The sequence below is a fragment of the Rhodoferax sp. U2-2l genome (genome assembly GCF_020594515.1).
Classification (GTDB): Bacteria; Pseudomonadota; Gammaproteobacteria; order Burkholderiales; family Burkholderiaceae_C; genus Rhodoferax.
This window is the reverse complement of record NZ_JAJCTH010000014.1, coordinates 136027-149540: the sequence shown is the minus strand read 5'-3', so window position 1 is coordinate 149540 and position 13514 is coordinate 136027. Positions and strand designations below refer to the sequence as shown.

The following is a 13514-nucleotide window of genomic DNA, read 5'->3' as shown; positions in this document are numbered from 1 at the left end:
GGGCACGTCAACCGTTTGGGTGCCTTGTGTGATGGTGGGCGTCAGGGTGGTGCCGGTGACCGTGCTGGTGCCTTCAGTGACGGTGGCTGTTTCGGTGGGCACATTGACGGTTTGGGTACCTTGGGTGACGGTGGGCGTCAGGGTGGTGCCGGTGACCGTGCTGGTGCCTTCAGTGACGGTGGCTGTTTCGGTGGGCACATTGACGGTTTGGGTACCTTGGGTGACGGTGGGCGTCAGGATGGTGCCGGTGACCGTGCTGGTGCCTTCGGTGACGGTGGCTGTTTCGGTGGGCACATTGACCGTTTGTGTGCCTTGGGTGACGGTAGGCGTCAGGGTGGTGCCGGTGACAGTCACAGTGTCAGAAGCGGTTAACGTGACGGTCTGCGTCACTGGCACTTCTGTGGACACCCCTAGAACGGTGCCTAACCTGAACAGACCGCTGACTGCGGTAATTGTTAGTCGATCAAACTCACCACCAATAGGAATTTGCCCCCCATTTGTCGTAATGCTACCGCTACCAACGACTACCCCGTTATTGAATGCTTGCCAAGTAAAGACAGCTTCTTTGCCCTGGACAACAACGTCAAGCTGAAGATTTTTGACATTCGACGCAGTGGTTCCATTGAAGAATTCCAAAACCAGCGTTTCGGGGGATTTTTTGGCATCAATGTTGAGGTCGTTGATGGCAATGTATCCATTATTTGTATTTACCGCGCCACTTGGTGAAGTGAATTTGATGCTGATTGGATTGGTGACTGCGAGCAGATAGTTGGTACCAGGTCCACCTGCTGTGATCTGAGAGTTACCAGTTGAAAACTCAGTGGTCGTTGTGATTGTTTCTGTGGCGTAGGTATGGGTAGCCGTATGGGTGTCCTGTGTCACCGTCACCGTTTGGGTCTGGACATCGATCGTTTGGGTGCCGGTCGTGACCGTGGGGGTACTGGTCTCCACCGGGACTGTCACGGTGCCTTCGGTGATGGTCACCGTTTGGGTTTCGACATCGACCGTTTGGGTGCCGGTTGTGACCGTGGGGGTACTGGTCTCCACCGGGACTGTCACGGTGCCTTCGGTGATGGTCACCGTTTGGGTTTCGACATCGACCGTTTGGGTGCCGGTTGTGACCGTAGGGGTGCTGGTCTCCACCGGCACTGTCACGGTGCCTTCGGTGATGGTCACCGTTTGGGTGGGCACGTTGACGGTTTGGGTGCCCTCGGTCACGGTGGGCGTTAAGGTGGTGCCGGTGACGGTGTTGGTGCCTTCGGTGACGGTGGCTGTTTCGGTAGCTACATTGACCGTTTGGGTGCCCTCGGTCACGGTGGGCGTCAGGGTGGTGCCGGTGACCGTGCTGGTGCCTTCGGTGACGGTGGCTGTTTCGGTAGCTACATTGACGGTTTGGGTGCCTTGTGTGACGGTGGGCGTCAGGGTGGTGCCGGTGACCGTGGTGGTGCCTTCGGTGACGGTGGCTGTTTCGGTGGGCACGTTGACGGTTTGTGTGCCTTGGGTGACGGTGGGCGTCAGGGTGGTGCCGGTGACCGTGCTGGTGCCTTCGGTGACGGTGGCGGTCTCCGTTGGAACGTTGACGGTTTGGGTGCCTTGGGTGATGGTAGGCGTCAGGGTGGTGCCGGTGACCGTGCTGGTGCCTTCGGTGATGGTGGCTGTTTCGGTGGGCACGTTGACGGTTTGGGTGCCTTGGGTGACGGTGGGCGTCAGGGTGGTGCCGGTAACCGTGCTGGTGCCTTCGGTGACGGTAACGGTCTCTGTTGGCACATCAACCGTTTGGGTGCCTTGGGTGATGGTGGGCGTCAGGGTGGTGCCGGTGACTGTGCTGGTGCCTTCGGTGACGGTAACGGTCTCTGTTGGCACGTCAACCGTTTGGGTGCCAATCGTGGTTGTCGCTACCAAACCCGTGACAGTGATTGTCTGAGGGACTGTGACAGTGTCTGTCTCCACCCTTAAAACAGTATCCGTTTCCACAACCGTCACAGTTTCCGTCGTCACACCCGTGATGGTGTCTGTTTCCAGTCGGGTCACGGTGTTGGTCACTTCCCTCGTCACCGTGATGGTGAACGTCTCTTCACTTGCTTGCGCCAGTGCCAGGTCTTGCGGGATGAAGATGCTGTCCTGTGGCTCAAACGCATAGGCGTAACTCAGCGGATCAACCCCCTCACTGATCCGCAGCAACTGCACAAAGCTGCTGCCACCATCTGCGCCTGCACCTGTCAAACCAGCCGCCGCAGCTTCCAGCACTTCGTTCAGGTCAGTTCCACGCTCAAGTGCCTGAATGACGGCTTCTGCGGTGCCGGGGTTGGCGATGGCGCTGTCCTGGGCGGTGGGGAGTTGGTCTGCTTGAACGAGGTTGTCGTCCAGTCGCAGGGTTTGCTGGGGCGCCACGGCGATCAAGTTGCCGTCTTCCATCAGCAGTTCTACTTGGGCATTGCCCACGGTGCGGATGGTTTCGCCTTTTTGAAGAACGTCACCGGCCTTCAGGACGCGGCTGACGCCTTGTTCGTTGACGGCAAACACGGTGCCATTGCCAGTGATGGCGGTGACGGTAGCAAATTGGGCCATGATGGTCTCCAGCAAATGAATCGGGTAGTCGTCAATGCGGGCAAGGCATGACGCATGTCTGGTGCAGAGGTTAAGGTCGCCTGCGCAGCTTGGCTATTGGACTTAGGTCCACATTTGCAAACTCTGCCAACGGCGCGCCGACCGGGTTAGAGCAGGCCGCGGTCGTTTTCCGGCTGGATCAGATTGAGCCGGTCTGCCATGCTGGCACGGGTTTCGCGCCGCTCCAGCAGCTTGGCCTGTGCAGCGGCTGGCAGGTCGGTGAACTGGATGACGCCGCGGGTGATGAGCACGTCAATCAGGTCTTCCAGCACGCGCACCAGGCTGGTGTCGGACTGGGCCAGGGCGTTGGTGGTGTTGTCAGGTTCAGCCATGAGGGGGGTTACCGTGCGGGTGGGGTGTCCGGGTCTGCACCAGCAGCCAGGCGCACCACAAGTTGCAAACGATCGCGTACCGCCAGTTTTTCAAAGATGGCGCCCAGATGGGCTTTGACGGTGCGCTCGGAAATGAACAGGCTGTCGGCGACCTCTTTGTTGGAACGACCCGCGGTCACCGCGCGTGCAACCTGAGCCTCGCGCGCAGACAAGGCGGCCCAAGGGTTGGGCACCAAGCTTGGTGATGGATTCGGCAATTTTGCAAGCGCCGTGGCGGTCGAGCCCACCAGACGCTGCAACAACTCGGGCCCCACCCACAGGCCGCCATGCTGCACCACCACCGCCAGTTCACGCAGCAGTTCGGCTAAGGAATAAGCATGGGTGTAACCGCTGGCCCCCGCCGCCAAGGCCAGCAGACCTTCGCGTGGGTCGGGCGTACCGGACAACAAAACCACCGGCAAACGGGCGTTGTGTTGCTTCGATTTTTTTATGTCGTGTTGCCAATCAGGGTCGTCACTGCTCAGCCAAAGCACCCCCGACCAGTCCGCGGTAACCGGCGCCATCAGGTCCGGTGCGGTGTGAACTTGCCCGTGCGCAAAGGCCTCACGCCAGCGCGGCGGCACAGCAACGGATGGACTGCAGAGAAAGTGTTGGTCAGTGGTCATGGGTCAATTCACCGTTCCGTGAGGGCGTTGGCCTTGGCGCGTAAAACCGGCTTGAGCAAATAGGACAACACCGACTTTTTCCCGGTCATGATGTCCACCTGCGCCACCATGCCGGGGATGATGGGCAAGTTGGCGCCCAGACTGGGTTGGTTGGTTTTGACCCGCACATGGTAGAACGCGTTGCCTTTTTCATCGAGCACCGAGTCAGCGCCAATCAGGAACACTTCCGCGTCCAGACCGCCGTAGATGGAAAAGTCATAAGCGCTGAACTTGACCATGGCGGCCTGTCCGGGCCGCAGGAAACCGATGTCTTTCGGGGCAATTTGCACCTCCAGAATCAGCGCATCGTCCAGCGGTACCACTTCCACCACCTCTTTGCCGGGCTGCACCACCGCCCCTACCGTGTTGACCAAGAGGCGTTTGACGGTGCCACGCACGGGGGATTTGATGTCGGCGTGTTTCACCTTGTCTTCCAGCGCCCGGCCTCCCTGGGTCAGGCTGGCGAGTTTGCTCATGGTGTCGGAGAGTTCGCTGCTCATGGCGTTGCGGCTGGTGAGCTGAACTTCTTCGATCTTGCGCGATGCCTCCGAGATGGACGATTGCACGCGTGACAACTGGGCCGTGCTTTGCTCCCGGTCGCCGCGCAGGCTGGCAATTTCACTTTCCAGACGCAGAATTTCCACTTCAGAAACCGCGCCGCTGGCCACCATCGGGCGGGTGGCGTTGATCTCGCGGGTTTTGAGTTCGAGTTTGCGCACCGCCTGGTCGAGCCGGGCGCGTACTTCGTTCAGTTCCTGCTGTCGTTGCGCCAGCTGGCTTTGGTAAATGGAGATCTGGGCGTTGATTTCGGCTTTGCGCGACTCGTACAGGCTGGTCTCCTGCGCCACCACATCCGGCGCTTCCTTGCGCAATTCTTCAGGCGGGTTGAAAGGGGTACCCCGCGTCAGGGCTTCCAGGCGCAAGACCTTGGCTTGCAGTGACAACTGGCCAGCACGGCTCTCCAGCATGGTGGAGACAAAGCGCGTCGGGTCCACCCGCAGCAGCAGCTGACCGGCTTCGACAATTTGGCCCTCTTTGACGGCCAGCGTTTCGACCACGCCGCCGTCCACACTCTGGATGATCTGCACTTGCGAGGTGGGCACCACCCGCGCTTCGCCCCGGGTGATTTCGTCGATGGAGGCGAAGGCGGCCCAGACGATCATGACGAGCAGGGCGACACCGGCGATGTGCAGGAGTTTGCGGGCGCGCAGTGGTTCTTGCTGCAGGCGGGCCCAATCGGCATCACCGGCCCAATCCAGGTTGTCTTTGACATCGATGGGGGTGAACCGTTTGACCAGCGTGCCAAAGGTGGTTTCGCTCGCCTTGGTGGCACGGTGGATGGCTTCGCCGCTGCGCTCGAAGGCTTTTTTGCTGAAGAATGCCATCACGCAGCCTTTCCGATGCGACCTTGACGCAGCGCCGTGATGACCTGGTCCTTGGGTCCGTCTGCCACGATTTTTCCGCCGTCCATGACGATGATGCGGTCGACCATGTCCAAAAGAGACGTGCGGTGGCTAATCAGCACCACGGTCTTGTTCTGGGCGAAGTCCATCAGGCGGCGTTTGATGTCGTCTTCGCTGGAGTAATCCATGGACGACGTCGGCTCGTCCAGCAGCAGAATGGCTGGGTTGCCGACCACCGCGCGGGCGATCGCCACGCCCTGACGCTGGCCGCCCGAGAGAGATTCACCCCGCTCGCCCACCAGCATGTCAAAACCCTGCGGATGCTGGTTGACCAGCCCGAGGATGCCCCCCACCTCCGTGGCTTTGACCACCTCGGCATCGGTGGCCAGCGGCGCGGCCATGGTGATGTTTTCGCGCAAGGTGCCGTAGAACAACATCACATCCTGTTGCACGTAACCCATCTGGTGGCGCAACTCGGCCGGGTCCAGCTGCCGCAGGTCGATGCCATCCACCAGCACCGCGCCTTCGGTGGGGCGGTACAAGCCCAAGATGAGTTTTTGCAAGGTGGTTTTGCCCGAGCCGATGCGACCCAGAATGGCCACTTTTTCGCCTGCCTTGATGCTCAGGCTGACATTGCGCAACGATGGCGACGCTTGCCCCGGGTAACTGAAAGACACATCCCGAAAGTCAATCGCACCCTTCAGGAAACCCCGGCTGATGAAGTTGGTGTCGGCGGGGCGCTCCACCTCGCGGGCCATCAGCTCATTCAAAGAGGTGAGTGCCGTGTCTGCGGTGTGGTATTGCACCAGCAGCCCCGCCACTTGCCCCACCGGTGCCATGGCCCGGCTGGCCAACATGGTGCAGGCAATCAGGCCGCCCATGGTGAGCTGCTTGTCGGCAATCAGGTAGACGCCGATGATCACCACCGTGAGGTTGATCATCTGCTGGACAAAGGCTGACGTGTTGCCTGCCGTGGTGGAGAGCAGGCGCAGCTGGGCGCCCACACGGGCCAGCAAGGCGGCGCTTTTTTCCCATTTGCGTTGAATCGGCGACTCGGCCGCCAGTGCCTTGATGGTCTCAAAACCCACCAGCCCTTCAATCAGGGCTGCATTGCGCTGGGCGCCGGCACGGTAGGTGGTTTCGGCCAGTTCGTGCATGCGCCCCTGCACTGCCAGCGCATACAGCACCATGACCGCGCCACCCACTGCCAGCGGAATCAGCATGGGCCACGAGATCCAGCCGATGGCGACGATAAAAATCACCGAAAACGGCAAGTCGATGAATGCCACCACCGTGGCCGACCCGATGAAGTCACGCACCGATTCAAAAGCGCGCAGGTTGGACGCGAACGACCCCGCCGAGGTGGGCCGCTGCTCCATGCGCATGCCCAGCACCCGTTCCATGATGAAGGCCGACAACTTCACATCGGCCCGGCTGCTGGCGAGGTCCACAAAGCGCCCGCGCAGGGTGCGCAACACCAGGTCGATGACCAGCATCAGCATCAAGCCAATGGCCAGCACCCACAAGGTATCTATTGCATGGTTGGGCACCACCCGGTCGTACACGTTCATGGTGAACAGCGGCATGCCCAGCGCAAACAGATTGGCCAGAAATGCGGCCAACAAAACGTCTTGGTACAGTGGTCGGCTCTCACCGATGACGCCCCAGAACCAGTGGTCGTGCCGCCCGCCACGCACCGTGGGGGCGCGGGCGTCGTAACGCTGCACCGGGCGCGCGTAGATGGCGTCGCCGCTGTAATCACGCTGCAGGTCGGCCAAAGGCACCTGCACCGGCGCGTCGGGCAACTGCGGGTAGATCACCCGTGCCTGGGCTGCTTCCGCGTCCAATGACAGCAGCACACAGGCGCGCTCGCCATGCAGCAACAAAACCACGGGGAACAGATTGGCGTTGAGCGCCTCCAGCGGCGCGCGGACCACGCGGCTGCTCAAATGCGCCCGCTTGGCGGCGCGGGCAAACAGGCTGGGCGTCAAGCGGCCGTTTTCTGCCGGCAGGCCGGACATCAAGGTATGCACGGTTGTCACCTGTCCGTGGGTACTGGCAACAATCTGCAGGCAAGTCAGCAAGTCGTCTGGCTGGCTTGCCGGGTGGGCGGTGGCGCCCTCAACGACCGTGTTGGACATGTGTCACCTGGGTTGTACGACGATGAAGCTGCTCAGGGCATGCCATATCTGTCGGGAAAGGGTCTGACGGCTCTGGGGCTAATTTATCGTGAAAATGCGTGGCTACGGTGGTGTGATTGTCATCCCGGACTCGATCCGGGATCCATGGATGGCGGGTCGTGGCCCTCAATGACAGCCACATGTGAGCCAACAAGCTCATCGGCTAGCCGCCATCGCTCACGGCTTGGCTTCGAGCACCTCGACATCGACGCGGCGGTTTTTGGCTCGACCCTCTTCGGTATCGTTGTCGGCGATGGGTTGCGATTCACCCCGACCCAGCGTCTCGATTTTCTCGGCCGCAACGCCTTGCCCCACCAGATACGTCTTCACGGACTCTGCGCGGGCCTTGGACAGGGTGTTGTTGTAGGCCTCACTGCCTTTCGAATCGGTGTGCCCCACCGCGGTCACACGCTCAAGCGGCACTTTTTTGATGCTTTGTGTGAGGCTTTCCAGGGCGCCCAGACCGCCCGCCTTGAGTTCTGATTTGTCAAAATCAAACAAGGCATCGGCCGCCAACCTGGTTTTGGCGGGTGCGGCAGCCACCGGGGCGGCCACCACCCGGCGGGGACGCGGGGGCAACACGGCCTCGGCCTTGATTTTTTCCAGGCTGTCAACCACCACATCTTCCACCGGGCACATGGTGGACAGGTCGATCGGATCGTGCTCCTGACCGGCATCGGTGGCCGTCGCAGGCACATCGGCACGCCTGACGCCCAGGGCGTTCACCAGTTGCCCCATGCCCGCCAAGGTGCGCGCCTGCGCCACAGCCTGGTTGTAGCGGGAGTTGATGTAAGCACGGGTGGCTTCAAAAAATTCGTTCTGGCTGTCCAGCACGTCCAGCAGCGTGCGCTGGCCAATTTCAAATTGCTGACGGTAGGCATTGAGCGACTTTTCGGTGGACAGCCGATGCATGTCCTGAAAAGTTTGCTGTGACGCCAGGCTATGCACGTCGCTGTAGGCGATGGACAGGGTTTGGCGAACATCACGGCAGACTTTCAGCTGCAAGTCAAGCGCCTGCGCGTGTTGACTCAGCGCTTGACGCTCGCGCGCTTTGTCGGCACCGCCGCGGTACAGGTTGTAGTTCAGGGTGAGCTCCACGCCTTTGTCGTCCGAGCGGCCCGTCACGCCAGCGCCGTCGTGGTCCACTTTTTGATACAGCCGCACATCCAGACGCGGCAGGTAGGCCGAGTTACGGGTGGCGACCGCCGTCTGGTAACTCAAGGCGTTTTCAACGGCAGCGTTCAGGGACGGGCTGTTTTGCAGACCGTCGCGCATCATGGTCTGGGCTGTGGCTGGCAGGGTGCCCAAGACAAAAGGGTCGGCCAGCGCGGGCAAAGAAGCCGGCGGCTTCTCGCCCACCACGCGCAGGTAACGTGCGCTCACGTCGTGCAAATTGGTCAACTCCACCAGCAAGTTGTACTCGGCCAAAGCCAGTCGGCCTGTGGCCTGTTCGACGTCAACCCCGCGGCCCACGCCAGACTTGGAGCGCTCCTCCACCAGCAGCCCGGCCTGTTTGTGCTCGACATAGTTTTGTGTTGCCGCGTCAACCAGCTCGCGGTAGCGCAACACGTCCATGTAGGCGCGCACGGCTTCGAGGCTGGTGGTTTCAGCGACTTCACGCAGCTCGTGGTACCGCGTCAGCTTGGCCAGACCCAGGCGCTTGGTTTCGTTGGACGTGAACATGCCGTCAAACAGCATTTGCGTGACACTGAGTTGGGTCGAGTCAAAGCCGAACCTGCCGTAATCCGTGCCTGGCACCTGCAAATCTCGGCGGCCAGTGGTGCTGATCAGATCCACCTTCGGGAAAAATCCGCCGCGGGCCACCTCCCGCTCACTGCCTGCTGCCTGAAAAGCGTTCCAGCGCGCTTGCACCTCAGGATTGGTGTGGACCGCTTTGCGCGCCGCACTGAGCATGGGTTCGGGTAACGATTGCGCCTGTGCCAGAGAACTGAAAGTCAGGGCGATGCTTGCCGCCAAAATCGATCTTGTCAAATATTGGATCACGGTAACCTTTGTAGCTGGTGGGTTCGTCCACAATGTTAGTTGGACTGCTACAGTTTCCTCTAAATTTCTGGAATATTTTTGTTCAAAATCAAACCGCTTCAAGGCGGCGTCGTTTCCACGCCTGGCACCAGCACCTCGATGAATCTGGCGGACACCCGCTGGCTGACGTGCTTGTGGATGCTGTGCAAGGCGTTTGTGTTGGGGCTGGCATCGCTGGTTGTGTTGGTGACGGGCCCGCTGGCCGCGGCAGACTGGGATAAGTTGCAAAGCCTCACCCAGCAGCGCTACGGCACCAGCAGTGCCACCACGGTCACTGCCTGGCGCAAGATGGTGGAGGAGTCCCGCGCTTTGCCGGACATTGAAAAACTGACCAAGGTCAACACGTTTTTTAATCGCCATATGTTGTATGACACCGATGCGGTGGTCTGGCAACTCGAAGACTACTGGGCAACACCCGTTGAATTCATGGGGCGCGGCAGCGGAGACTGCGAGGATTTTGCGATTGCCAAATACATCACGCTGCGCCTGTTGGGCGTGAGCGACCCCAGTCTGCGGCTGATTTACGTCCGCGCCAAAACCGGCGCCACCACGTCCGTGGCCCACATGGTGCTAGGCTTCTACCCTGAGCCTTCCCAGCAGCCGATGATTCTTGACAACCTGATCACCAGCGTGCGCTTGGCATCCCAGCGGCCCGACCTGTCACCCGTGTTCAGCTTCAACAGCAGCGGGTTGTGGGCCGGGGGCGCGACCAGTTCCCTGGCCGACCCCACCACCCGACTTTCCCGCTGGCGTGATGTGCTTGAGCGCATGCACCAGGACGGCCTGACCCCTTAACTTTGCCCCTTCATCCAACATGTCACTCATCAAACAACTCTGGATCGCCATCGCCTTGGTCATGACGCTGGCCTTCGGGGTCAGCATGGCCATCAGTGTGTTGTCGGCCAGGCACTACCTGGAGCAGCAGTTGCAGGTCAAAAACATCGACAACGCCACGGCCTTGGCGCTGTCGCTCACCCAAATGCCCAAGGACGAGGTCACGGTGGAGCTTCAGGTGGCGGCGCAGTTTGATGCCGGTCATTACCGGTTTATCCGCATCGTCTCGCCCACCGGCAAACTGTTGATCGAGAAGGTGTCTTCCCAACACCTGCAGGGCGCACCGGCGTGGTTTGTCAAGCTGATCCCGATTCACGCCGAACCCGGCCAGGCCCTGATTCAGGACGGCTGGATCCAATACGGCACGCTGTCGCTGGCCAGCCAAGAAATGTACGCTTACCAGAGCCTGTGGGGTGGCGTGGTGAACCTGTTGTTGTGGTTTGTGGCAGGTGGCTTGGTGATTGGCGCGATCGGCACCCAGCTGGTTCGTTTTGTGACACGGCCGTTGTCTGAAGTGGTGAGCCAGGCGCAGGCGATTGCCGAGCGGCGCTTTATCAGCATCACCGAGCCGCGTACGCCCGAATTCCAGAGCGTGGCGCGCGCCATGAACGACATGGTGGGCCGACTCAAAGCCATGTTCGGCGAAGAGGCTGCGCGGCTGGATGTCTTGCGCAAAAAAATCAACCGTGATGCGGTGACCGGCCTGTCCAGCCGGGAGTATTTTTTGTCGCATCTGCGCGAGGCGCTGGAAGGTGATCAGTTTGGCGCCAGCGGAAGCCTGGTGCTGGTGCGCCTGCCTGACCTGAATGATCTCAACGCCCGGTTGGGCCGCCAGCAGACCGATGCTTTGCTCAAAGACATGGGCGCCGCACTTCGGGCCCATGGCGCGGGCAAGGTCGGGCAGCGTGCGGGACGGGTCAAAGGCTCGGAATTTGCCGTGTTATGCCCCACTTTTGAGACAGCGAGCGCGGCAGCGCAAAGTATTTTTGAGCATCTTGAACAAACGGTGTTGGTGCCCTGGCGCGCCCAGGTGCCAGACCTGATGCACGTCAGCGCGGTGCGCTACCACCGCCAACAAAGTGTGGGTCTGGTGCTGTCAAGTGCGGATGAGGCACTGGCCCAAGCGGCCAACCAAGGCCCCAACGCCTGGTTTGCGGTGGAAGATGACAACGCCCAACAGGCCGTGCCCGCCGAGCAATGGCGCACGCTGCTCACCAAAGCGGTCAGCGGCGGGCAGTTGACGCTGTGTTTCTTCCCGGTGCTTTCAGGCGATGGCGCCAGTGCGTTGCACAGCGAAGGGGTGATCCGCCTGCGCACGGATGCCGATGGCACCCTGATGTCAGCGGGTGACTTCATGCCCATGGCCGCCCAGCTCAACCTGACGGCGCCAATCGACCTGGGCGTGGTCAAGCTGGCGATTGAGCATTTGCAAGTCAGCTCCGGCGACATTGCGGTGAACTTGTCCGCGCAGACCATTGCCGACTTCCACTTCAGGAACGAGCTGACCCAGTTGCTCAAGGCTTACCCGGATGTGTGTAAACGCCTGCTGTTTGAAGTGCCTGAATACGGTGTCTTCCAGCAATTTGACGCCTTCTGCGATCTGGCACGCAACCTGAAAGCCATGGGGTGCCGCATCGGTATCGAGTATTTCGGGCAGCGTTTTGCCGAAAGCGACAAGCTGGCGGTGCTGGGCCTGGACTACATCAAGGTTCATCCCACCTACATCCACGACCTGGCCACCAACCCGGGCAACCAGGAGTTCCTGCAAGGGCTGTGCCGCATGGCGCATGCCTTGGGCATCACGGTGCTGGCCTTGGGCGTGCAGGACAAGGGCGATCTGCCACTGCTCGCCTCGCTGGGTTTTGACGGCGCCACCGGCCCGGGTATCCGATGAGTTTTTGGGCGACCGCTGCAGTGGTGACCTTGCTGGGGCTGACGGGTGCAGCCTCCGCCCAGGGCAGTTCGCTAGGCCCAACCTCCAGCGCGGTGCTGGCCGATGCACCCCCTGCCGTGCGGGAGCTGTTGCAGCAAGCCAGCCGCATCGAAGCCACGGCCAACACGCCTGATGCGCCGTGGCGCATGGCGGTGCTGTACTGCCAGGGCGCGCGCTGGGGCAGTGCCGAGGCGCAATACCGGCTGGGCATGCTGTACGCCTTTGGTCAGGGGGTGCCCGAGAGCCGGGCTTATGCCGCTGCGCTGTTCTCGGTCGCGTCGTCCCTGGGCCACGCGCAAGCCCAGCAGATGCTGGACAACATCGAGTTCTCTTCCTTTGAACTGCCCGCCTGTGTCAACCACGAGCAACTGCCAGAAAAAGCCGCTTTGCCCGTCTTCAACGGCATCAGCCTTGAGCTGGCCAGCCATGCCCGTCCGGGCATCGACAACTATTTGTTAACCCTGCCCGCCAGCCGGCGCTGGATCGTGCCGGTGGCCACCACCCTGAGCGCCTGGTACCAGCTGGACCCGCGTCTGGTGCTGTCGGTGATTGCGGTTGAATCGAATTTTCAGACCCACGTCCAGTCACCCAAAGCGGCCACGGGCCTGATGCAACTCATCCCCGATACCGCCGAGCGGTTCAACGTGCGCAACGCCTTTGACGCCACCCAAAACATGCGGGGTGGCATGCGTTACCTGCGCTGGCTGCTGTCGTATTACCGTGGCAACGTGCCCTACGCGCTGGCCGCTTACAACGCAGGCGAGGGCAGGGTAGACCAATACCGCGGCGTGCCACCCTTTCCGGAAACTCGCGCTTACGTCAAACGCATCGTGGGTTTGTACGGCGGGGTTTTGCACACATTTGATGCCACACTCACCACCGCATCGCCCTGGCTGACGGCCAAACCCGCCAAGGCCCCCTGAAAAACCGGGTGCAGCACCCGCTGCACCGCACACACACACAAGGACACAGCAGATGAATTTGAGAGTTGGAGAAGGTTGGGACATTCACGCTTTGGTGGCCGGGCGCCCGTTGATCCTGGGCGGGGTGACGGTGCCCTTTCATCTGGGGCTGATGGGGCATTCGGACGCGGATGCGCTGTTGCACGCCATCACCGACGCGCTGCTGGGTGCGGCGGCTCTGGGCGACATCGGCACCCATTTCCCCGATACCGATGCACGCTTCAAGGGTGCAGATTCCAGCGTGCTGCTGGCTGAGGCCACACGGCGCGTGCGTGCAACGGGCTACGAGATCGGCAACATCGACAGCACCGTCATCGCCCAGGCGCCCAAGCTGATGCCGTTCATGCCCGCCATGCGCGCCCACATCGCGCAGACGCTGGGGCTGACGCCAGACCAAGTCAACGTCAAAGCCAAAACCGCTGAGAAGATGGGGCCGGTCGGTTTGGGGCAGGCGATGGAAGCGCGCTCGGTGGTGTTGCTTTTCAAGCCGACCTGATGGGGGTGCCGCAGAGTCCT

10 protein-coding genes are annotated in these 13514 nt (G+C 61.2%); 4 read left to right on the top strand and 6 right to left on the bottom strand.

All coding sequences use genetic code 11. The annotated features are described in order from the left end of the window. The 6 genes from LHU53_RS13760 to LHU53_RS13735 all read right to left on the bottom strand — a co-directional run. Positions 1–2568 (bottom strand): retention module-containing protein (locus tag LHU53_RS13760; protein ID WP_227333229.1); only part of this gene is annotated, 2568 nt, incomplete at its 3' end. A gap of 146 nt (positions 2569–2714) precedes the next feature. After that, positions 2715–2939 (bottom strand): hypothetical protein, encoded by a 225-nt coding sequence (locus tag LHU53_RS13755; RefSeq protein ID WP_227333228.1) that lies wholly within the window; start codon positions 2937–2939, stop codon positions 2715–2717. A gap of 8 nt (positions 2940–2947) precedes the next feature. After that, a complete protein-coding gene (locus LHU53_RS13750) occupies positions 2948–3604 on the bottom strand; it encodes a response regulator transcription factor (RefSeq protein WP_227333227.1) in 657 nt (218 codons plus the stop codon). An 8-nt stretch (positions 3605–3612) separates the two neighbouring features. After that, positions 3613–5028 carry an HlyD family type I secretion periplasmic adaptor subunit gene (locus tag LHU53_RS13745; protein ID WP_227333226.1) on the bottom strand — a complete coding sequence of 472 codons (1416 nt, stop codon included), beginning with the start codon at positions 5026–5028 and terminating at the stop codon, positions 3613–3615. Then, positions 5028–7187 carry a type I secretion system permease/ATPase gene (locus tag LHU53_RS13740; RefSeq protein WP_227333225.1) on the bottom strand — a complete coding sequence of 720 codons (2160 nt, stop codon included), beginning with the start codon at positions 7185–7187 and terminating at the stop codon, positions 5028–5030. The genes LHU53_RS13745 and LHU53_RS13740 overlap by 1 nt, the downstream gene beginning before the upstream one ends. A 216-nt stretch (positions 7188–7403) precedes the next feature. Continuing rightward, complete coding sequence (locus LHU53_RS13735; RefSeq protein WP_227333224.1) at positions 7404–9218, bottom strand: TolC family outer membrane protein; 1815 nt, start codon at positions 9216–9218, stop codon at positions 7404–7406. A gap of 90 nt (positions 9219–9308) precedes the next feature. Between LHU53_RS13735 and LHU53_RS13730 the strand changes: the two genes are divergently transcribed. The 4 genes from LHU53_RS13730 to ispF are packed head-to-tail and all read left to right on the top strand — an operon-like array spanning position 9309 to position 13494. Next, positions 9309–10064, top strand: a complete 756-nt coding sequence (locus tag LHU53_RS13730) for a transglutaminase-like cysteine peptidase (protein WP_227333223.1) — start codon at positions 9309–9311, stop codon at positions 10062–10064. Positions 10065–10083: 19 nt separating this feature from the next. Beyond that, a complete protein-coding gene (locus LHU53_RS13725; protein WP_227333222.1) occupies positions 10084–11997 on the top strand; it encodes an EAL domain-containing protein in 1914 nt (637 codons plus the stop codon). Further along, positions 11994–12959 (top strand): transglycosylase SLT domain-containing protein, encoded by a 966-nt coding sequence (locus tag LHU53_RS13720; protein ID WP_227333221.1) that lies wholly within the window; start codon positions 11994–11996, stop codon positions 12957–12959. Before LHU53_RS13725 ends, LHU53_RS13720 begins: the two co-directional genes overlap by 4 nt. 52 nt (positions 12960–13011) lie before the next feature. Further along, positions 13012–13494, top strand: coding sequence for a 2-C-methyl-D-erythritol 2,4-cyclodiphosphate synthase (gene ispF, locus LHU53_RS13715; protein WP_227333220.1), 483 nt, complete (start codon positions 13012–13014; stop codon positions 13492–13494). Positions 13495–13514 lie beyond the last annotated feature (20 nt).